This is a genomic window from Marisediminicola sp. UYEF4 (assembly GCF_040546025.1).
Classification (GTDB): domain Bacteria; phylum Actinomycetota; class Actinomycetes; order Actinomycetales; family Microbacteriaceae; genus Marisediminicola.
In genome coordinates, this window is the sequence record NZ_JBEPNA010000020.1 from 15386 (window position 1) to 34974 (window position 19589).

Annotated in this window: 18 protein-coding genes; 7 read left to right on the top strand and 11 right to left on the bottom strand. The window is 69.1% G+C overall.

Annotation, left to right across the window (positions count from 1 at the left end; genetic code table 11):
• The first annotated feature begins 96 nt into the window (after positions 1-96).
• Entirely contained in the window at positions 97-807 is a 711-nt protein-coding gene (locus tag ABIB15_RS13730; RefSeq protein ID WP_354479740.1) for a FadR/GntR family transcriptional regulator, read from the top strand.
• A 17-nt stretch (positions 808-824) separates the two neighbouring features.
• On the opposite strand, the gene ffh is transcribed toward ABIB15_RS13730, so the two are convergent.
• Positions 825-2432: a signal recognition particle protein gene (gene ffh, locus ABIB15_RS13735; RefSeq protein WP_354479743.1), complete on the bottom strand. Its 1608-nt coding sequence runs from the start codon at positions 2430-2432 to the stop codon at positions 825-827.
• Between the two features lie 69 nt (positions 2433-2501).
• Between ffh and ABIB15_RS13740 the strand changes: the two genes are divergently transcribed.
• Positions 2502-3413: an LLM class flavin-dependent oxidoreductase gene (locus ABIB15_RS13740; protein WP_354479746.1), complete on the top strand. Its 912-nt coding sequence runs from the start codon at positions 2502-2504 to the stop codon at positions 3411-3413.
• A complete protein-coding gene (locus ABIB15_RS13745; RefSeq protein ID WP_354479748.1) occupies positions 3410-3928 on the top strand; it encodes a gamma carbonic anhydrase family protein in 519 nt (172 codons plus the stop codon). The genes ABIB15_RS13740 and ABIB15_RS13745 overlap by 4 nt, the downstream gene beginning before the upstream one ends.
• A gap of 15 nt (positions 3929-3943) precedes the next feature.
• Here the strand turns inward: ABIB15_RS13745 and ABIB15_RS13750 are convergent, their stop codons facing one another.
• Both ABIB15_RS13750 and ftsY read right to left on the bottom strand, forming a co-directional pair.
• On the bottom strand, positions 3944-4255 hold the full coding sequence (locus tag ABIB15_RS13750; RefSeq protein WP_354479751.1) for a hypothetical protein: 312 nt from the start codon (positions 4253-4255) through the stop codon (positions 3944-3946).
• Positions 4255-5133 carry a signal recognition particle-docking protein FtsY gene (ftsY, locus tag ABIB15_RS13755; protein WP_354479754.1) on the bottom strand — a complete coding sequence of 293 codons (879 nt, stop codon included), beginning with the start codon at positions 5131-5133 and terminating at the stop codon, positions 4255-4257. Before ftsY ends, ABIB15_RS13750 begins: the two co-directional genes overlap by 1 nt.
• Before the next feature lie 55 nt (positions 5134-5188).
• Here ftsY and ABIB15_RS13760 point away from each other — a divergent pair, with 55 nt between their 5' ends.
• From ABIB15_RS13760 to ABIB15_RS13770, 3 genes are all read left to right on the top strand, one after another.
• Positions 5189-5779 (top strand): histidine phosphatase family protein, encoded by a 591-nt coding sequence (locus ABIB15_RS13760; RefSeq protein WP_354479757.1) that lies wholly within the window; start codon positions 5189-5191, stop codon positions 5777-5779.
• A 317-nt stretch (positions 5780-6096) separates the two neighbouring features.
• Positions 6097-7065, top strand: a complete 969-nt coding sequence (locus tag ABIB15_RS13765) for a TIGR03885 family FMN-dependent LLM class oxidoreductase (protein WP_354479760.1) — start codon at positions 6097-6099, stop codon at positions 7063-7065.
• Complete coding sequence (locus ABIB15_RS13770; protein WP_354479763.1) at positions 7062-8732, top strand: alpha-amylase family protein; 1671 nt, start codon at positions 7062-7064, stop codon at positions 8730-8732. The genes ABIB15_RS13765 and ABIB15_RS13770 overlap by 4 nt, the downstream gene beginning before the upstream one ends.
• Positions 8733-8751: 19 nt before the next feature.
• Here ABIB15_RS13770 and ABIB15_RS13775 read toward each other — a convergent pair whose 3' ends face one another.
• Both ABIB15_RS13775 and smc read right to left on the bottom strand, forming a co-directional pair.
• Positions 8752-9285: a hypothetical protein gene (locus ABIB15_RS13775; protein WP_354479766.1), complete on the bottom strand. Its 534-nt coding sequence runs from the start codon at positions 9283-9285 to the stop codon at positions 8752-8754.
• Positions 9286-9385: 100 nt separating this feature from the next.
• The gene (gene smc, locus ABIB15_RS13780) at positions 9386-12934 is read right to left on the bottom strand and encodes a chromosome segregation protein SMC (protein WP_354479768.1); all 3549 of its coding nucleotides are present in this window, start codon (positions 12932-12934) and stop codon (positions 9386-9388) included.
• A gap of 117 nt (positions 12935-13051) precedes the next feature.
• Here smc and ABIB15_RS13785 point away from each other — a divergent pair, with 117 nt between their 5' ends.
• Positions 13052-14098: a GNAT family N-acetyltransferase gene (locus ABIB15_RS13785; RefSeq protein ID WP_354479771.1), complete on the top strand. Its 1047-nt coding sequence runs from the start codon at positions 13052-13054 to the stop codon at positions 14096-14098.
• A gap of 11 nt (positions 14099-14109) precedes the next feature.
• On the opposite strand, the gene mutM is transcribed toward ABIB15_RS13785, so the two are convergent.
• The 6 genes from mutM to ABIB15_RS13815 form a co-directional block, all read right to left on the bottom strand.
• A complete protein-coding gene (gene mutM / locus ABIB15_RS13790) occupies positions 14110-15117 on the bottom strand; it encodes a bifunctional DNA-formamidopyrimidine glycosylase/DNA-(apurinic or apyrimidinic site) lyase (RefSeq protein ID WP_354479774.1) in 1008 nt (335 codons plus the stop codon).
• 1 nt (position 15118) lies between these two features.
• A complete protein-coding gene (rnc, locus tag ABIB15_RS13795; protein ID WP_354479777.1) occupies positions 15119-15811 on the bottom strand; it encodes a ribonuclease III in 693 nt (230 codons plus the stop codon).
• A gap of 49 nt (positions 15812-15860) precedes the next feature.
• Entirely contained in the window at positions 15861-16064 is a 204-nt protein-coding gene (gene rpmF, locus ABIB15_RS13800) for a 50S ribosomal protein L32 (protein WP_161887084.1), read from the bottom strand.
• Positions 16065-16066: 2 nt separating this feature from the next.
• On the bottom strand, positions 16067-16648 hold the full coding sequence (locus ABIB15_RS13805) for a YceD family protein (RefSeq protein ID WP_354479780.1): 582 nt from the start codon (positions 16646-16648) through the stop codon (positions 16067-16069).
• 383 nt (positions 16649-17031) lie between these two features.
• Positions 17032-18354: an aspartate aminotransferase family protein gene (locus tag ABIB15_RS13810; RefSeq protein ID WP_354479782.1), complete on the bottom strand. Its 1323-nt coding sequence runs from the start codon at positions 18352-18354 to the stop codon at positions 17032-17034.
• 75 nt (positions 18355-18429) lie between these two features.
• Positions 18430-19584: an ABC transporter substrate-binding protein gene (locus ABIB15_RS13815; RefSeq protein WP_354479785.1), complete on the bottom strand. Its 1155-nt coding sequence runs from the start codon at positions 19582-19584 to the stop codon at positions 18430-18432.
• Positions 19585-19589: the final 5 nt, after the last annotated feature.

The following is a 19589-nucleotide window of genomic DNA, read 5'->3' on the forward strand; positions in this document are numbered from 1 at the left end:
CAAACCTGTCGGTGACTCAGTGGCCTAGTCTCTGAGAGTGTGGGTCGCTTGTCAATTCGGGCACCATAATGGGTCGCACCGAGTGAAAGGACGCGGATGACTTCGCCAGGCTCCCCAGCGCGACTGCAGCGCGTGGCACGGCCGCGGCTCTACGAGCAGCTCGTGGAGCAGCTCGTGCAGTTCATCGAGGTGCAGGAACTCGCGCAGGGCGATCGTCTGCCCCCGGAGCGCGAGCTCGCCGACCAACTCGGGGTGTCGAGGGCAACCCTGTCCCAGGCCCTCGTCGCCCTGGAGGTTCTCGGTGTGATCGACGTACAGCACGGCACCGGTGCCACGATCATCGCAAGGCCGAACCTCGCCGCCGTCATGCAGGGCTTCCGCGAGCACAGCAGCCGGCTTCCCGACATCATCGAAGCCAGGAGCACGCTCGAGGTCAAGCTCGCCGCACTCGCCGCCGAACGGCGCACCGACGAGGACATCGGCCGAATCGACCAGGCGCTCGACCTGATGGCGAGCGAGGTCGCGGACGGCGGACGCGGGGTCAGCGGCGACGAGCACTTCCACGACGCTGTGACCCGCGCCGCGCACTCCTCGGTGCTCGCCAAGATGATGGGACTGATCCAGGAGATGGTTCTCGAGTCCCGCATCGAGTCCCTCGGCCAGCCCGGGCGGCCCGAGCAGTCGCTCAGGTCGCACCGCGCCATCGCCGACGCAATCCGGCGCGGGGATGCCGCGGGCGCCGCCGCGGCGATGGGCCACCACATCGAGGTCGTTTCCGATGTGGCCCTGCTCAAGGACCAGGCCTAGAGGCTCGTCAGCCGCTCCTACTTGCCGAGGAACTTCTGCAGCGAGGCGAGCTCCTCGGGTGACGGACCGCCCTCTTTCGCGCCGCCGAGCCCGAAGCCCGACCCGGATCCGGGCGTGACGGGCTTCGCGCCGGCGGCGAGCGCGGCATTCTCCGCCGCGCGCTTGGCCGGGTTGCCCGACTTCGAGCCCTTCTTCTTCGGCTGCTGCTTGCCGCGACCGCCGCCGAAGCCGGCTCCCGGCATAGGGCCGACACCCGGCATCTGCGGCATCTGGCCCTTGGCGACGGTCTTCATCATCTTCGCCGCCTGCTCGAAGCGGTTGACGAGCGCGTTCACCTCGGTCACGGTCGTGCCCGAGCCGCGGGCAATTCGCACACGGCGGGAGCCATTGAGAACCTTGGGCGCGCGCCGCTCCTGCAGGGTCATCGACTGGATGATCGCCTCGGTGCGCGTGATCTCGCTCTCGTCGAAGTTGTCGAGCTGCTCGCGCATGCCCTTCGCGCCCGGCAGCATCCCGAGCATGCTCTTGATCGAGCCCATGTTCTTGAGCTGCTGCATCTGGCTGAGGAAGTCCTCGAGGGTGAAGGTGTCGGTCGCGAACTTCTCCGCGATCTTGAGCGACTCCTCCTCGTCGAAGTTCTTCTGCGCCTGCTCGATGAGGGTGAGGATGTCACCGAGGTCGAGGATACGGCTGGCCATGCGGTCGGGATAGAACGGCTCGAAGTCACCGAGCCCCTCACCCGTGGACGCGAAGATGATCGGGCGGCCGGTGACGGACGCCACCGAGAGAGCTGCACCACCGCGCGCGTCGCCGTCGAGCTTGGTGAGCACGACGGCGGTGAAGTCGACACCCTCTTGGAAGGCCTTCGCCGTGGCGACGGCGTCCTGGCCGATCATGGCGTCGATGACGAAGAAGACCTCGTCGGGGTCGATGGCGCGGCGGATATCGGATGCCTGCTTCATCAGCTCGGCATCGACACCGAGCCGGCCGGCGGTGTCGACGATGACGACGTCGTACTGCTTATCACGGGCGAACTTCACGGCGTCCCTGGCGACCTTCACCGGGTCGCCACCCTTGGGGCCGCCGAACAAGCCCCGGCTCGGCGCCGCGTCCTCCCCGCCCGTGTTGCCGGGCTCGGGCGCGTAGACGGCCACGCCCGCCTGCTCGGCGACGACCTGCAGCTGAGTGACCGCGTTCGGGCGCTGGAGGTCGGCCGCGACGAGCAGCGGCGTGTGGTTGTCTGCGGCGAGCCACTTGGCCAGCTTGCCGGCGAGAGTGGTCTTTCCGGCACCCTGCAGGCCGGCGAGCATGATGATGGTCGGAGCGGTCTTGGCGAACTGGATGCGCCGCGCCTCGCCACCGAGGATCGAGATGAGTTCGTCATTGACGATCTGGACGACCTGCTGGGCGGGGTTGAGCGCCTTCGAGACCTCGTCGCCGAGGGCACGATCGCGCACCTTGCCGGTGAACTCCTTGACGACCTCGAGCGCGACGTCGGCGTCGAGCAGGGCGCGACGGATCTCGCGGACGGTGCCGTCGACATCCGCGGGGGTGAGCTTGCCCTTGCCGCGGAGATTCTTGAAGGTTTCCGCGAGGCGGTCAGTGAGGTTTCCGAAGGTGGCCATGGTGCGATCAGTTTAACCCGCGCGGGCAGTGTTCGAACGCGAGGTGCGCCGCGCGCGTAGGCTCGGCCCGTGCGCTTCGGAATAGTGATCCTCCCGCAGGAGCGGTGGGCCGTGGCCCGGGATGTGTGGCGGGAAGCGGAGTCGCTCGGATTCGACCACGCCTGGACCTACGACCACCTGTCCTGGCGCTCGCTCGCGAACGAGCCCTGGCATGCGACCGTGCCGATCCTCACCGCCGCGGCCGTGGTGACGCAGCGGATCAGACTCGGCACCTTCGTCTCGTCGCCGAATTACCGGCATCCCGTGCCGTTCGCGAAGGAGATCGCGACGGTCGACGACATCTCCGGCGGCCGGTTCGTCCTCGGGGTCGGATCGGGCGGAACGGGATTCGACGCCTCGGTGCTGTGTCAGGGGGAGCTCAGCCCGCGGGACCGGCACGAGCGCTTCGCCGAGTTCGTGACCCAGCTCGACCGGCTGCTGCGCCACGAGGCCGAGGGGGAATCGGGGATCGACCTCGACGGTGCCTGGTTCACGGCGGCCGGAGCACGCATGGTGGGCGCGCCGGTACAGCAGCCGCGCGTGCCGTTCGTGCTCGCCGCGAATGGACCGAAGGGCCTCGGCCTTGTCTGCCGGCACGCCGCCGGCTGGGTGACGACGGGCGCGGACGGCCAGGTCGGCGAGCCGTGGTGGAAGTCGGTCGCCGCGCTGGCTTCGCGACTCGATCACGCCGCCGACTCCTCCGCGCGCGACCCGGCGAGCATCGACCGATACCTCTCGCTCGATTCGGGCGGCTCGTTCTCGCTCGCCAGCATCGCCGCGTTCGAGGACGCCGTCGGCCGTGCCGCCGAGCTCGGGTTCACCGACGTCGTCGCGCACTGGCCCCGGCGGGAGGGTATCTATGCCGGCTCGACCGGCGTTCTCGACGATGTCGCAGCCCTGATCGCCGGGCGCCGCGCCGCGCCCCCTACTCTGGAACGATGACGACGATTCTCAGCTTCGATGGCGCTACCCCCTCCGTCCCGGAAACGGCCTGGGTGGCACCGAACGGCACTCTCATCGGGCGCGTCACCCTCGGCGAGGAGGCGAGCGTGTTCTACGGCGCGGTGCTGCGCGGCGACGTCGACTCGATCACGATCGGCGCGAGGAGCAACATCCAGGACAACGTCTCGATCCACTGCGACTCGGGCAAGCCGACGACGGTCGGCTCCGGGGTCAGCGTGGGTCACTCCGCAGTGCTGCACGGCTGCACGGTCGAGGACGACTGCCTCATCGGCATGTCGGCGACGGTGCTCAACGGGGCCGTCATCGGAACCGGCTCGCTCATCGCGGCCGGCGCCGTCGTACTCGAGGGCACGATCATCCCCCCGGGGTCGCTCGTCGCCGGGGTCCCGGCGAAGGTCAGGCGCGAGCTGACCCCCGACGAGCTCGCCAAGGTAAGGCACAACGCGACGCACTACGTCCAGCTCAGCCGGGCGCACCGCGGCCTCACCGCCTGACCCGTCGCGCGCTGGCTAGAGCGCGGGGGCGAGCAGGCTCACGAGGTTGATCGCCGCGAGGAACACGCACGGCACCATGACGAGAATCGTTGTGATGCCGGTCGCGCGGGTGCGCGGCATCGCAATCGCCCAGATCGAGGCGACGAGGCCCAGCACCGTCGCGGTGATCGCGAAGGGTGCGAAGGTGCGCCCGGCCTCGACGACACCGATGCTGCCGAGCCCGAGGATCACGAGGAACACGAGCGGTGCGACGATCGCAAAGAACACGGCCCCAAAGGCGACGGTGCGCGAGACCGGTGTGGGCGGGTCGGGGTCGCGCTTGACCATCAGCCGACGAGCTTCTGCACGAACACGTGCGGGGTGAAACCGGTGAGGTCGCCGATGCCCTCGCCCTGGCCGACGAGCTTGATCGGGATTCCGGTCTTCTCCTGCACCGCGATGACGAACCCACCCTTGGCCGACCCGTCGAGCTTCGTGATCACCAGGCCCGTCACGCCCGCGTGCTGGATGAAGGCCTCCGCCTGGGCGACCCCGTTCTGCCCTGTCGTCGCGTCGAGCACAAGTAACACCTCGGCGATATCGGTTTGCTTCTCGACGACCCGGCGGATCTTGCTCAGTTCGTCCATGAGGCCGCTCTTGGTCTGCAGCCGCCCCGCGGTGTCAATGAGCGCGATGTCGATTCCCTCGCGCTGTGCCCGTTCGACCGTCTGGAAGGCGACCGACGCAGGGTCCTGTCCGTGCTGCTGCGGGCGCTGAATGGCCGCTCCCCCGCGCTCGGCCCAGGTGGCAAGCTGCTCGACGGCGGCGGCCCGGAAGGTGTCGGCGGCACCGACGATGACGGTGCGTCCGTGGCCGGTGAGAAACTTGGCGAACTTGCCGATCGTTGTCGTCTTGCCGACGCCGTTGACGCCGACGACGAGCACCACCGCGGGCCGCGCGCTCAGGGTGAGCGTGGGGTTCAGTCGGGCAAGCCTCTCCTCGAGCGTCTCCCGCAGCATCCGCTTGAGGTCGACAGGGTCGGTGGTGCTGAACCGCTTCACCTGGGCGCGCAGGTGCTCGATGACCTCATCGGTGATGGTCGAACCGAAGTCCGCCCTGATGAGCGCGTCTTCGAGGTCCTCCCACGTCTCATCGTCGATCGTCGCCTTGGCGAACATGCCGCGCAGGGCACCGCCGAGGGACCACGGGGTTGAACGGTCAGCCATATCGCAAGCCTAACGGCGCGAGCAGCCCCGGCCGGCGGGTGCGTAGGCTGTCGGCGTGACTGAGAACTCCGGAACGACACTGACGATCGCCCTGACCCGCCACGGGCAGACCGATTGGAACGCGGCGGGACGGATGCAGGGCACCTCAGACATCCCGCTCAACGACACCGGCCGGGAGCAGGCGCTCGCCTCGTTGGCGCGCTTCGCCGGTGTCGGCTGGCAACACGTGGTCACCTCGCCGTTGTCCCGGGCCGCGGAGACCGGACGGATCATCGCCGACGGACTCGGCATCGCCGTGTCCGGCGTGTACTCCGGTCTCCAGGAGCGCCACTACGGCGAGGCGGAGGGCCGCACCGACGCCCAGGCGGCTGCGCTCTGGCCAGACGGCGAGTTCCCCGGGCTCGAGTCCCGCGACGACGTCGCCGATCGGGGCCTCGACAGCCTCGCCGACATTGCGCGCGACCTGCCGGACGCCGCCATCATCGTCGTCACGCACGGCACTCTTATCCGCGAGGTGCTGCGTCGCCTCACGAGCGCGCCGATTCCCTCGATCCTCAACGCCGCGACGAGCATCGTCGAGCACTCCGGGGGCAGCTGGCGGGTCGTCACCGTGAACGGCGAACCGCTCGGCGGCGAGGCCGCCTGACCCCCTTTTCGGGGGGACAAGCGCGAGGGACGCGCAGTGGTGCGGGGCGAGGTTGCCTTCAGAGGGACCCTGTCGCCAAAGTCGGAACCGCTCCGCGAGTCGCCCGGATGTGTCGCCTGCAGAGCCTGCAGTCCCGGATAACCCGGCTGGACAACCCGGCACCTGCGGGCGATTCGCGGATGCTGGCGCGGACAGTTCCGACTTTGGCGACAGCGGGACCATCCGGGAGCACCGGGTCAGCCGCCGGGCCCTGCCCCCCTTTTCGGGGGGACAAACGCGAGGCAATTGCGTAGCCTCGACGCAGGAGGTACGTGAAGATGACGAAATTTGGTTTCCACGCTTCTCACGAACAGGTGCATCCGAGCGCCCTGATTGCCGCGGTGGAGCGGGCCGAGCAGGCCGGATTCGACGCCGCCATGTGCTCCGACCACCTCGTGCCCTGGAGCGAGCGGCAGGGGCAGTCGGCATTCGCGTGGGCGTGGCTCGGCGCCGCCCTGCAGGCGACATCCCTTTCGTTCGGCGTCGTCAACGCGCCCGGGCAGCGCTACCACCCGGTGATCATCGCGCAGGCGATCGGCACCCTCGAGGCCATGTACCCCGGCCGGTTCTGGGTCGCGCTCGGCAGTGGCGAGGCGGCCAACGAGCACGTCACTGGCCAGGGCTGGCCGCGCAAGGAGCTGCGCAACGCCCGCCTGAGGGAGTGTGTCGACGTCATCCGCGCGCTGCTCGACGGCGAGGAGGTCAGCCACGACGGCCTCGTGACCGTCGATCGCGCGCGCCTCTGGACCAGGCCGGAGACCCCGCCTCCGCTCGTGGCCGCGGCTGTGAGCGTGGAGACGGCGACGTGGGCGGCCGAGTGGGCCGACGGGCTCGCGACGATCGCCCAGCCGGTCGAGCATCTCCGCGACATGATCGACGGCTACCGGGGCGCCGGGGGCAGGGGCGAGCTCGCCCTGCAAGTGCACGTGAGCTATGCGGAGACGGATGCCGAGGCACTCGCCATCGCCCACGACCAGTGGCGCAGCAATGTGTTCTCCCCTCCGCTGTGCTGGGACCTCGACTCGGTTGAGGCCTTCGACGAGGCATCGAAGCACGTGACCCCGGAGCACATGCGCTCGTCGGTTCTCGTCTCGTCTGATCCTGCCGAATACGTGCACCAGCTTCGCGAGTGGTCCGCGCTCGGGTTCGACCGTATCTATATCCATCACGTCGGCCAGGAGCAGTCGCGGTTCATCGACGTCTTCGGCGAGCGCGTGCTGCCCCAACTGAGAGGAGTGAACGCGTGAGGATCACCGACACGAGCGACCTGTGGTGGAAGACCGCGGTCGTCTACTGCCTCGACGTCGAGACCTTCCTCGACTGGAACGACGACGGGGTCGGCGACTTCGCGGGCCTAGCCCAGCGGCTCGACTACCTCTCCGAGCTCGGCGTGACCTGCCTGTGGCTCATGCCGTTCTACCCGACCCCGAACCGGGACGACGGCTACGACATCACCGACTTCTACTCGGTCGACCCTCGGCTCGGGCACCTCGGCGACCTCGTCGAGGTCCTCCGCACGGCCCACGACCGTGGCATGCGCGTGATCGCCGACCTCGTGACCAACCACACCTCGGACAAGCATCCCTGGTTCGTGAAGTCCCGTTCGAGCCGCACCTCGCCCTATCGCGACTTCTACGTGTGGCGCGACGAGCCGCCGGCAGAGCAGGCGGCCCCGGTATTCCCCGACCAGGAGGACAGCAACTGGGAGTACGACGCCAAGACCGAGCAGTACTACCAGCACATCTTCTACAAGCACCAGCCCGACCTCAACATCACCAACCCCGCGGTGCGCGACGAGATCGCGAAGATGATGGGATTCTGGCTCGAGCTCGGGCTGTCGGGATTCCGTGTCGACGCGGTGCCCTTCATGCTTGAAACCGAGGCCGTGGTCGGCGGCGACAAGGCACTTTCGGACCCCCACGAGTACCTGCGGTCGCTGCGGTCGTTCCTCGGACGCCGCTCGGGCGACGGTATGCTTCTCGGCGAGGTCAACCTGCCACGGGAGGACCAGGAGCGCTTCTTCGGCGACGACGACGGCGACGAGCTCACAATGCAGTTCGATTTCATCTCGATGCAGAAAATGTACCTCTCGCTCGCCCGGCAAGACGCACGACCGCTCATCGAGGCGCTGCTGTCCCGGCCCGCCGGTTCGCCAGACTCCCAGTGGGCGAACTTCGTGCGCAATCATGACGAGCTGACCCTCGACAAGCTCTCCGACGAGGAGCGGGGCGAGGTGTTCGCGGCCTTCGGTCCCGAGGAGCGGATGCAGGTGTACGGTCGCGGCCTCGTGCGGCGACTGCCGCCGATGCTCGAGGGCGACCCGAGGCGCGTACGGATGGTCTACAGCCTGCTGTTCTCGCTGCCGGGCACTCCCGTGCTCTTCTACGGCGAGGAGATCGGCATGGGCGAGAACCTCGAGCAGGAGGGCCGCCTCGCGGTACGCACCCCGATGCAATGGAACAGCGGCAAGAATGGCGGATTCTCGGATGCCGCTCCGTCGCGCCTCGCGAGTCCCGTCGTCGGGGGTGGCTTTGGCCCCGCGCACGTGAATGTCGAGGACCAACGCCGGGACCCGGACTCGCTGCTGAACTTCATCCGGACCCTCATCCGGCACTACCGTAATGCGCCCGAGTTCGGCTGGGGCACCTTCGCGGTGCTCGAGCAGCCGCACAGCGCGATCTTCGCCCATTCGCTGACGTGGGAGGACCGCCACATCGTGGCGGTGCACAACTTCTCGGCCGAGCCGATCGAGGTGCCGCTCACGCTCACGGTGGAGGGGGAGTCAGTGCTGCTCGACCTGATCAGCGGCGATGACATCGAGCTTCCCTCGACAGGGAAGGCGAACATCACGCTCGACGGGTACGGCTACCGCTGGCTCCGCGTCGTGCGAGCCGACGACACCCACCGGTACTGACCCGCAACGGCCTCGGCGGTCAGGGAACGATCCTGAGCAGCGTCACTTTCCCCATCAACTCCGCCTGGGCACCGAAGGATGCGCCGCCCGCGTCTCCGACGATCGTGATGTCGATGAGCGAACGGTCGGTGCACACGCGCAACCGACCGGCGGTCACTCCCGCTATCGTCAGCTCCGACCACCACGCCCGGGTGCCGAGGTCCGCCTCGACAGCGAGCGGGTCCGCCGGCGCGAGGCAGGCGAACTCGCCGGAGTCGAAATCCGACGCGTCGGCGATCTGGAGGGACGCGTCGAGCCCATCGGCGCTCCACCGGCAGTGCCGCGAATCCGCCTCGATCGCGGCGTCATCAATTCGGCTGATGCCGTTGCGGCCCGCTCGCACCGCCGTGCCGAAGATCGCCGCGAGATCGGATGCGGAGAAGAGCGCGCACGGTTCAGCCACAGGCACGGCGGGCTCCGCCGACACGGCCTGCGCCTGCTCGAGCCACTCGCCCGCGCAGCCCGACAGCCCCAGCACCAGGAGCCCCGCGACCAGAACCACCGTGCGCCGCATCGCCGCCTCCCCGTCGCCCCGTCGTGTCGATGCTCGACGATAGGCACCCGGGTACTGGCGGGCCCAGGGCTGGCGTCGTGGGCTCCTCTGTGCGAGGGGGTCAGCTTGCGGCGCGCTCCTCATCGTCCGGTTCGCGGTGCACGCGCTGCCCGACGACGGCGCTGATTCCGTCGGCGCGCATCGAGACGCCGTAGAGCGCGTCCGCAATCTCCATCGTGCGCTTCTGGTGGGTGATGATGATGAGCTGCGAGGTCTCCCGCAGGTCCTCGAAGATGCTCAGCAGGCGCCCGAGATTGGCGTCGTCGAGGGCGGCCTCGACCTCGTCCATGATGTAGAACGGGCTGGGGCGCGCCTTGAAGATCGCGATGAGGAGCGCGACTGCCGCGAGGGACCGCTCGCCTCCGCTGAGCAGCGACAGGCGCTCGATCTTCTTGCCAGCCGGCTTCACGGTGACCTCGATGCCCGTCGTGAGCAGGTTGTCGGGGTCGGTCAAATGGATACTTCCGGTGCCGCCGGGGAAGAGGATCGGGAAGACCTCGTTGAACGCGTCCCTCGTGTCGTCGAAGGCCGACGCGAAGATGTGCTGCATCTTGTCGTCGATCTCGTCGATGATCGTGAGCAGGTCCTTGCGCGTGTTGGTGAGGTCGGTCAGCTGCTCGGTGAGGAACCGGTGACGCTGCTCGAGCGCCTCGAACTCCTCGAGAGCGAGAGGGTTGACGCGTCCGAGCTGGGCGAGCTTGCGCTCGGCGCGAACGAGCCGCTGCTCCTGCTCGCCGCGCAGGAACGGGACGCCCTCCGGCTGATCGAGGTCCGGAGCGGCATCCGCGGGAACCGCATGCTGCGGCCCGTACTCGTCGACGAGCACCTCCTCGACGAGGCCGAGCTCGTTGCCGGCGCGTTCGAGCAGCGTCGACAGGTGCAGCCTGCTTTCGTAGAGCTGCATCTCGAGACCGTGGACATCCTCACTGATGGCGTGGAGCCGCTCGCGCAGCGCCGACTCGTCACGGCGGAGCGCGGTGAGCTCCTCGTTCTGCTCCGACCTCTCCGCCTCCCGCGCGGCAAGTTCGACACGGGCCTGGGAGACAGAGCGGTCGACGGCGTCGAGCACCGCGGGCAGCGCCGCGAGAACCGCTTCCGCGGAGGCGACCTGGCGACGCCGGATGACGGCGCGCCGCGCGACCTCCTCGGCCTGCGCGCGCTCCGCCTCAAGCTGGCGTTGCAGCGCCTCGGCACGCAACTCCTCGGCACGCACCCGCTCGCGCGCGGTCTCGACCTGGAGCCTCGCCTCGACCTCGCTCTCCCTCGCCGCCTCGAGCTCGTCGAAGAGCGCGTCCCGCGCCGCCACGTCGAGAATCGGGCGGGGGCGCGAAGATACCTCGTCGTGGGCGTGCTTCGCCGCCGCGAGCGCGGCCTCGGCATCCGCCACCGCGGCGATGGAGGGCGCGAGGCCCTTGTCGAGACGCTCCGCCTCCGCCTGCGCGGCCTCGACCTGCACTCGCGCGCGGTTGATCTTCTGCGTGCGCGCCGCAAGTCGAGAATCGAACTCGCGCAGCGCGGACAGCGCCGCGGCCGACTGCTCCTTGGCCACGGTCACGCTGCCGCGCTGCTCGGCGAGAGCGAAGCGGGCGCGCTCGATGAGTGAGGTGACCTCGTCGAGGCGGGCGGCGGCCGCGTCCCGCTCGGAGACGAGCTCGATGCGCGATCGCTTGGATCCCGACCCGCCGCGCATGACGTACTGGCTCAGCACGTCGCCCGACTTCGTGATGACGGTGAATCTGTCCTTGCTAGCCGCGTCGAACCCCGCCCAGACGGCGCGGGCGACCCCCAGGTCGTCGGCGATGATGAAGTGCGACAGGATTCCGAGCACTCCGTCGGGAGCCGTGACGGTGCTCGCGGCCGTGACAGCGCCGTCGGCAAGCATCGGGTCGTCGGTGCCGCCGAAGGTCCCGGCATCCGCGAGCAGGATCTCGACCCGCCCCATCTCGCGTGCCCGGGCACGGTAGAGGGCGTTCTCCGCGGCCTCCCGGTCGTCGGCGAGCACGGCATCGGCGAGCGACCCGAGCGCCGCGGTGATGGCCTCCTCGTAGCCCGGCGCAACCTGCACGTGCTCAGCGACGAGGCCGCGAATGCCGGCGAGCTTCGCCGCGACGAGGTCGCTGGAGCCGTCCTTCTGGCCGAGCGCGCTCGACAATGCTCCCGCCTTGGCCGCGAGCGCGTCGCGTTCGCGCTCGAGTGTGTGCAGCTCGTCGCGCAGGCGGTCGATCTCGGCCTCCGCCTGGCCGACCTCGGCGAGCGCGGTCTCGTACTCGGTGTCAAGGTTCGTCTCACCGGAATCGACGACAGCGGCCTCCGCCTCGAGAGACGCGAACTCCGCGCTTGCGGACTGGATGCGGGTGCGCGAAGCGTCGAGTCCGTTCTGCAGCCGCAGCACCTCCCCGCGCACGGCGGCGAGCCGCGACCCCGCAGCCTCGACCTGTCCGGCGAGCCCCGAGACCTCAAGGTCGTGCCGGGAGACGAGGGCAGTCTGCGCGGCGATGTGCTCGTCGAGCCCGTCGAGGTTCGCCCGCGCCACGGCGGTCGCCCCCTTGGCGTCGCGCCAGGCGGCCTCGGATGCCTGGATCTGCTCCCGCAGGCGCTCCGCCTCGTCCCTGGCGTCGGCGATCGCCTGCGGCGACACCCCCGTCGTCGAGTCCGGCGCCTGGGCCTGCTGTCCCAGAAGGGCGAGGCGCTGGTTGGCGAGGGTGTAGAGGCTCCGGAGCCTGGCCTGCTCCGACTCGAGGCCGAACGCGATGCGGCGTGCGCCGTCCACGGCGTCCCCCACCTGAGCCTGCTCGATCCGCTGCTGGCGCAGGCGCGCCTGGTCGAGCTGCTCCTGCAGCACGATGCGCTCGGTCTTGCGTTCGCTCTCCCCCCGGCTCTGCAGGGTGATCGATGCGCGGAGGGTCACCACGTCATCGGCGAGGATTCGTGCACGGGCGTCGCGCACGATGCTCGCAATGGACTGCGCCTCTCGGGCGATCTCGGCCTGGTGCCCGAGCGGCTTGAGCTGGCGGCGGATCTCCCCCGCGAGGTCGCTCAGCCGGGTGAGGTTGACCTGCATCGCATCGAGCTTGCGGATCGTCTTCTCTTTGCGGCGGCGGTGCTTGAGGATTCCCGCGGCCTCCTCGATGAACCCGCGCCGGTCTTCCGGGCTCGCGCGCAGCACGGCGTCGAGCTGCCCCTGCCCGACGATCACGTGCATCTCGCGGCCGAGGCCGGAGTCGCTCAGCAGCTCCTGCACGTCGAGCAGCCGGCAGGACTGGCCGTTGATGGCGTACTCGCTGCCGCCGCTGCGGAACAGGGTGCGGCTGATCGTCACCTCGGAATACTCGATCGGCAGGGCGCCGTCGGCGTTGTCGATGGTGAGGATGACCTCGGCTCGGCCGAGCGGCCCCTTCGTCGCGGTGCCGGCGAAGATGACGTCGTCCATCTTGCCGCCGCGCAGGGTCTTGGCCCCCTGCTCGCCCATGACCCAGGCGAGGGCGTCGACGACGTTGGACTTGCCCGACCCGTTGGGCCCCACAACGCAGGTGACGCCGGTCTCGAAGGCGAAGGTCGTGGGTTGCGCAAAGGACTTGAACCCTTTGAGCGTGAGGCTTTTCAGGTGCACGCGACGTTCTCCTTTGCGCCCGGTGGGCCGTCAGGCACTACGGTACCCGACGGCTGCCCCCGCAGACGGGCGGCTCGGTAGGCTATTTGCCAGACCTCGTCCTCAGGAGGGTGCGACATGAGCGGGCTCACGATCCAGGAGCTGGCGATCCCGGCATCCGTCGACGACGCGGACGCGGACGATTTCATCGAGATGACCCGGGTGCGCAACGAGATCGAGGCCGACACCGTCGGCAGCTTCGACCTTGCCTACACCCCACGGGAGCTGCTGCCGGCCTGGCGGGACCCCGACGAGCCGAAGCGGCTGTTCGTGGCGAAGGTCGACGGCCGCATCGTCGGCCGGGCCGTGCACGAGGCACAACTTGGCACCGACGTGACGTCGGCCTGGCTCGAGGTCGAGGTGGCGTCCGCGCACCGCCGGCGCGGCATCGGCGGCGCCCTCTACGACACGGTCGCCGGGATCGCCGCAGATGAGGACCGGACCATTCTGCAGGCGTTCACCCTGCACCGCGCCGACGTCGCCGGCCCACGGCTGGACTCCCCCACCGGGTATGGCTCGGTGCCGCGCGAGGACGCCGGCGTCCGCTTCCTGCTCGCGCGCGGGTTCCGCCTCGCGCAGGTCGAACGGATGAGCCGGCTCACGCTGCCCGCCGTCGTGGCCGACTTTCTCCCTCTCCCGGGGTACTCGCTCGAGTCCTGGGCGGGTCCGACGCCCGAACACCGCCTGGCCGACCTCGCGGTGCTCAACGCCGCGATGAGCACCGACCCGCCGCTGGGCGAGACGGACTGGCAGCCCGAGGTGTGGGATGAGGAGCGGATGCGCAGAAAAGACGCCCTCAATGCGACGGAGGGGCGGCTCTGGCTCACGACCGCCGTCCGGCACGACGCATCCGACCGCCTCGTGGGATTCACCAACCTCGCCGCGCCGGCCGAGGCCCACCGGCCCGTGTTCCAGAACGACACGATCGTGCTCACGGCGCACCGCGGGCACCGGCTCGGCCTCGTCGCCAAGATCGCGAACCTCGCGCGGCTGCAGGAGCTGTCGCCAGGGCATCCGTGCATCTACACCTGGAACGCGGAGGAGAACCGGCACATGCTCCAGGTCAACGAGCAGATCGGCTACCGCGCGGTCGGCTACCCCGGCAGCTGGCGCCTGGACCTCTGACGCGGCGGCCGTCAGCGCAGGCGCTGGCAGAAGGCGCAGAAGTGCGAGTTGCGGTTCATGAACGCCTCGCGGATGATCGGCCGTCCGCAGCGCGGGCAGTCGCGCCCGTGCCGGCCGTAGGCGTTGAGCGAGTGGGAGAAGTAGCCGGATGCGCCGTTGACGTTGACGTACTGCGCGTCGAAGCTCGTGCCTCCCTCGGCCAGCGCCCGCCCGAGCACGAGTCGCACCTCGGCGAGGAGCAGCTTCGCCCTCGGCCGTGTCAGGCGGTTGGTCGGCTGGTCGAAGTGGATGCGCGCCGCCCAGAGCGACTCGTCAGCATAGATGTTGCCGATCCCGCTGACGAGCGACTGGTCGAGCAGGGCGCGCTTGATGCCGGTGTTGCGGCGCGCGAGCGCGGTGAAGAAGCGCGCGTCGTCGAAGGCGGGGTCGAGCGGGTCTCTCGCGATGTGCGCGACCTTGCTGGGCACGAGCGGCGCGGGCCACGGCGCCGTGCCGTCGATCTCGGCGCCCGAATACCCGCCGGCCCGCGAGTCCGCGGTGGGGACGAGCTCGTCGATCGCCATCGAACCGAAGATGCGCTGGTCGACGAAGTTGAGCCGCAGCGGCCCGTGCACCGGGTGCTCGAGCTCGAGGCGGATGCGGGTGAGCGGGTCCTCCGTGCCGCGGTCGCGCAGGAGCACCTGCCCGGACATCCCGAGGTGGGCGACGAGGGCCTCGCCGTGCCCCGGCGCTGCGGGCGGAACCGCGGCATCCGAATCCGGCCTCGCAGCATCCGAATCCGGCGCTGCGGCCGGCGCCGCGGCATCCGGGTGGGCATCCAGCGGCAGCCAGAGGAACTTGCCGCGCCGCACGGCCCCGAGAATCGTGCGCCCGGTCATCCGCCAGACGAATTCCTCAGAGGGGCCGGCGTGGCGGCGCAGGGAACGGTCGTCGAACACCGTGACGGCACTCACGGTGGCGCCGGTGACCGCCGGTTCGAGGCCGGCGCGCACCACCTCGACCTCGGGGAGCTCGGGCACGTCAGGCCTTCATGAGGGTGGCCCAGGCGTCGCGCGCCGCGGCCATCTCGGCGTGCTTCTTGCTCGACCCCTCGCCCGTGGCGATGGGCGGCTCGTCGCCGAGCGACACCGCCGCGAGAAAACGCTTCGAGTGGTCGGGCCCGCTGTTGGTCACGGTGTAGCGCGGGATGCCGCGTCCGCGCCGGGCGGAGAGCTCCTGCAGGCTCGTCTTCGGATCCATCGAGGCGCCCCCGAACCGGTCGGGGTCGAGCAGGAGGGGGGCGATGAGGCGCAGCACGAGCGCGGTCGCCTCCTCCGGTCCCGCGGAGAGGTAGGCGGCGCCGATGACGGCCTCGACCGTGTCGGCGAGGATCGACGACTTGTCGCGTCCGCCGGTGAGCTCCTCGCCGCGGCCGAGACGGATGTAGCGGCCGAGCCCGATCGAGCGCGCCACCTCGGCGAGGGCGACACTCGAGACGAGGCTCGCCCGTCTCTTGGCGAGTTCGCCCTCGTCGAGGGTCGGGTTGTCGCTGTACAGCATCACGGTCACGGCCTGGCCGAGGATCGAGTCGCCGAGGAACTCGAGTCGCTCATTGTGGCCCGCACCGCCGTTTTCATACGCAAAAGAGCGGTGTGTCAGCGCGAGCTCGAGGAGCTCCGCGTTGACATCAACCGCTAGTTGCGACGCGAGATCGCTCGCGCGACCGCGTGACACACACTCTCCCACAGGCCTGTTCACCCCGCGAGACTCGTGTATCGCCGGATCAGACGTCGGCGACCTTGCGGCCCTTGTACTCCATGTACAGGGGCGTGCCGGTCGAGTCCTCGACCACGCGGGCGCGGTGAGGAAGGCTGTAGACAACCTTGCCACTCTCGATCGTCTTCACGAGGGTGGGAGGCGTGGCCTTCCACTGGGCGCGGCGCGCGCGGGTGCTGGCGCGGGACATTTTGCGCTTCGGTACGGCCATGACTATCTCTTTTCTTCGGTGGCGCCGTTGTTCTCGGCACCATCAACATCTTCGGCGGATTCCCCGGCCTCACCCGCGAGTCCGGCCAAAGCATCCCATCGGGGATCGACGGGTGCCTCGTGCTCGTGACCCGGGTTATCAAGAAGCCGCACCCCGCACTGGGGGCACAGGCCGAGGCAATCTTCTTGGCAGACCGGTTGAAACGGTAGTGAAAGCACTACCGCGTCCCTGACCACGGGTTCAAGATCTATCGTGTCGTCTTGAACCTCATAGTCAAAAGCTTCGTCTTGAGAATACGCGAAAAGCTCCTGCAATTCGACCTCGAGCGGAATGCGCACCTCGATGAGGCATCTGACGCACTCTCCGACGGCCTCGCCATCGACCTCGGCGCTGACCAGAATGCCGTCGTGGAGAGACTCCATGCGCAGGTCGATGTGCAGCTGCGCACCCGCCGGAACGCCGATGACGGCGTTGCCGAACCCCTCGGGAACGGTGATGTCGAGTTCTCGCTCGCGCATCTCCCCCGGGCGGTGCAGAAGGTCGAACACCTGAACGGCGTAGGGCGATTTCACGTTGTTTGACACTTGCGGAATTGTACTCGACCCGCGAGCAAGTCGTGCCGGGGCAGTGCTGTGCTGACGGGTGGCGGCCGAGCCAGGGGCACTGGCGCGGGGTGGCCGCCGACCCGCGGGCGCTGGGGCGGGTCGGCCGCGCGTCACGGTGTGACCGTGTCGCCAAAGTCGGAATCCGTACGCGGGTCGCCCAAATATGTCGCCTCTCACCCCGAAAACCCGACATAAGCGGGCGACTCGCGGATGCTGCCGCAGCCAGTTCCGACTGTGGCGACAGCACGCGATCAGTCGCCCGTCACCCGCGCAGCGCCGCCCTTGCCCTTCACCCGGGCAGCGCCGTCACCCGCGGAGCGCCCTCACCCGCGCAGGGCTCCACAGCGCGGCACTCCCGCAGCTCAGCCTGCCTCGACGGCGGCGAAGGCCTCGTCGTAGATGGCGAGGGCGCGCGCGACCTCGTCGGGCGTGATGACACACGGCGGCACGACATGGATACGGTTGTCGGCCGCGAACGGCAGCAGGCCGCGCTTCATGAGCTCGCCCTTGAGCTCGCCGACGACCGCCGCAGAGACGGGTGCGCGGGTTGCCGGATCGGAGACGAGGTCGAGCGCCCAGAACACGCCCATCCCCCGCACCTCGCCGATAAGCGGATGCGCGGCGGCGAGCTTGGCGAGTCCGGGACCGAGGTGGTCGGTTCCGATCATCCGCGCGTTGTCGATGATGCCCTCATCTGCCATCGCGTCCATCGACGCGACGATCGAGGCCGCGGCGAGCGGATGTCCGGAGTAGGTGAGCCCGCCGGGGAACACTCTGGTGTCGAACTCGTGCGCGATCGCATCGGAGATGACGACGCCGCCGACCGGCACATAGCCGGAGTTGACGCCCTTGGCGAAGGTGATGAGGTCGGGGACGACGTCGAAGCCCTGGAAGGCGAACCACTCCCCCGTTCGGCCGAAGCCGCACATGACCTCGTCGAGGATGAGCAGGATGCCGTACTTGTCGCACAGCTCGCGCACACCGACGAGGTAGCCGGGCGGTGGCACGAGCACGCCGGCGGTGCCGGGGACGCTCTCGAGCAGGATCGCGGCGATTGACGATGAGCCCTCCGCCTGGATGACGCGCTCGAGGTGGTGCAGCGCGCGGGCGCACTCCTCCTCGGGTGTCTGCGCCCAGAACTCCGAGCGGTAGAGGAACGGCCCGAAGAAGTGCACGTGCCCGCGCGCAAACTCATTGGGCACGCGGCGCCAGTCGCCGGTCGCGACGACCGCCGCGCCGGTGTTGCCGTGGTACGAGCGGTAGGTCGACAGCACCTTGTCACGGCCCGTGGTGAGCCTCGCCATACGGATCGCGTTCTCGTTAGCATCCGCCCCGCCGTTGGTGAAGAACACACTCCCGAAGCTCGATCCTGCCCGCGCGAGGATGCGCTGGGCCGCCTGGCCTCGGGCGAGGTTCGCGTGGGGGGGCGCGACCATCGTGATGGTGTCGGCCTGGTCCTTGATGGCCTGGATGACCTTCGGATGCTGGTGCCCGATGTTCATGTTGACGAGCTGGCTCGAGAAGTCGAGGTACTCCTTGCCGTCGTAGTCCCACAGCGTCGACCCGAGCGCCCCGGCGATCACGAAGGGCTTGAGCGCCGCCTGCGCCGACCAGGAGTGGAACACGTGGGCACGGTCCAGGTCGTATGCAAGCGTGCCGTCTGCCGGGTCGATCGTCGTGCTCATGGTCGTTCCTTCGCTGAGATACAGGGGTGAGCGGGGCCCCGTGGACGGGGCCTCCGCTCACCCTAATTGGTGGAGCTACTTGCCGCCTTCATTGAGGGTGACCTCGATCGGTTCGAAGCTCTCGCCCGTCACATCGATGCCCTCCTCGGTGAGCTCCGCGAGCGCCAGCTCGATGTACTCGTTCGTGTAGGCGTTCTCCGGCGGGTCGGTCGTGATGACCGTGGAGCCCTCGAGGTTCTTCGCGGTCTTGGCGACCGAGACGGTCTGCTCCCACGCGTCCGCATCGATCACGCCGATGCCGTCGGGCGAGGGCCAGACGAGCTTGTTGACCTCGTTGGTCTGCCACAGCTGGTGGCTCGAGCCGAGCTGCGAGCCTGCGCCGACGACGATCTCGGCGGTCTCCGCCGGGAAGTCGCGCGCGTAGACGAAGCCCTTGATGACGGCCTTGAGGAAGGCGACCGCGGTCTCCTGGTAGGCCTCGTCGGATTCGAGCCGCTCGGCGTTGGCCCAGATCGCGTCCTGCAGCATCGCGGTGCCCTCGTCGTTCCAGTCGATGACGGTGAAGTCCTCCGGCTGGTACAGCTCGCCCGTGTCGGGGTTGATCGTCTCCAGAACCTGCGCGTACTCGTTGTAGGTCATCGCCTGGGCCGCGTCGATGTCTCCCGCGAGCAGCGCCGCCATGTCGAACTGCTGCTGCACGAGCGTCACGTCGGTCGTCGGGTCCAGGCCCGCCTCGGTGATGCCGGCGAACAGCTCGAACTCGTTGCCGAAGCCCCAGTTGCCGACGTTCTTGCCCTCGAGGTCGGCGGCGGTGTCGATGCCGGCATCCGCGAAGGAAACCTGCAGGGTGCCGGAGCGCTGGAAGATCTGGCCGATGTCGGTGATGCCGGCACCCTGCTCGATCGAGGCGAGCGCCTTCGGCACCCAGGCGATCGCGAAGTCGGCCTGCTGATCGGCGAGCACCGTCTGCGGCACGATGTCGACGCCGCCCTCGACGATCTCGACGTCGAGTCCCTCGTCTTCGAAGTAGCCCTGGTCGAGGGCCGCGTAGTAGCCGGAGAACTGCGCCTGCGCGAACCACTGCAGCTGCAGGGTCACGGGGGTGAGCCCGCCGTCGCCGTCGGCCGTGTCGGGCGCCTCGTCGGTGGTGCCGCTGCATCCGCTGAGAACCAGTGCCGAGGAAGCGGCCATCGCGGCCATTCCCATCCACACGCGCGTGCTGTGCTTCATGTGTT

Coding starts and splice junctions, on each gene's coding strand:
- ABIB15_RS13730 (WP_354479740.1), top strand. CDS start 97: ATGACTTCGCCAGGCTCCCCAGCGCGACTGCAGCGCGTGGCACGGCCG.
- ffh (WP_354479743.1), bottom strand. CDS start 2,432: ATGGCCACCTTCGGAAACCTCACTGACCGCCTCGCGGAAACCTTCAAG.
- ABIB15_RS13745 (WP_354479748.1), top strand. CDS start 3,410: ATGACGACGATTCTCAGCTTCGATGGCGCTACCCCCTCCGTCCCGGAA.
- ABIB15_RS13750 (WP_354479751.1), bottom strand. CDS start 4,255: ATGGTCAAGCGCGACCCCGACCCGCCCACACCGGTCTCGCGCACCGTC.
- ftsY (WP_354479754.1), bottom strand. CDS start 5,133: ATGGCTGACCGTTCAACCCCGTGGTCCCTCGGCGGTGCCCTGCGCGGC.
- ABIB15_RS13765 (WP_354479760.1), top strand. CDS start 6,097: ATGACGAAATTTGGTTTCCACGCTTCTCACGAACAGGTGCATCCGAGC.
- ABIB15_RS13775 (WP_354479766.1), bottom strand. CDS start 9,285: ATGCGGCGCACGGTGGTTCTGGTCGCGGGGCTCCTGGTGCTGGGGCTG.
- ABIB15_RS13785 (WP_354479771.1), top strand. CDS start 13,052: ATGAGCGGGCTCACGATCCAGGAGCTGGCGATCCCGGCATCCGTCGAC.
- rpmF (WP_161887084.1), bottom strand. CDS start 16,064: ATGGCCGTACCGAAGCGCAAAATGTCCCGCGCCAGCACCCGCGCGCGC.
- ABIB15_RS13810 (WP_354479782.1), bottom strand. CDS start 18,354: ATGAGCACGACGATCGACCCGGCAGACGGCACGCTTGCATACGACCTG.
- ABIB15_RS13815 (WP_354479785.1), bottom strand. CDS start 19,584: ATGAAGCACAGCACGCGCGTGTGGATGGGAATGGCCGCGATGGCCGCT.